We start from the raw sequence: 617 nt of genomic DNA, 5'->3' as shown, positions 1-617 counted from the left end.
CAGATGCACAGCGATGGCGGTGATGACAATGACGACAGCGTCGACACCATCCACCGAGCTCGCGCGCAACTCCTACTCAGCCGCATTCCGCAGCCACACCGGCCGATGGGAGCCCTTGCCCGGCACCGGGGACCTCGCCACGGTGGCCGATCTGGTCGTCTCTTTGCTCGGCCCCTACTTCGAGCCTATTACATAAAGCTATTTACGGGATGTTTTACTAGGCCAGATCCCGCGCCATCTCCCGCATCGCCATCGATGGCGCGCCGTAGTTCACCAGCCGCACGTCCAGGTCGAAGCCCTGCACGTTCTTCACCGCGCGCTTGATGGCCGCGTGGATCCAATCTGGACAGCGCGAGTTTGCCAGTGGGCGAATGCGTCGTCGACGGCACGCGCCATGGTGTGCTGTGCGGCACTTCGATTCGCGGCGGCGATTGGTCGGTGTCTTTCGCCGGCACCGCCGGTTCACGGCGCGCCGACCCGACCTCGGCCGCTGGCGGCGACAGAAAGCCTTGCTGGATTTGCCGCTGAACGGCCTCGACCGTCCGCTGCCGCTGCAGCACCAGGGCCTGGCTGCGCCGTGGCTCGCCGGGCAACGCCGGGATCCCTCGATCCTCTGG

1 pseudogene is annotated in these 617 nt (G+C 66.0%); it reads left to right on the top strand.

Features of this window, described 5'->3' with window-relative positions:
* A pseudogene (locus AC1DY5_RS57970) lies at positions 1-196 on the top strand (hypothetical protein); the annotation flags it as partial.
* Between the last annotated feature and the right edge of the window lie 421 nt (positions 197-617).

It is taken from the genome of Variovorax sp. P4_D9, assembly GCF_056401695.1.
Note: the sequence above shows the minus strand (reverse complement) of the source record. Positions and strands in the feature narration are given on the sequence as shown.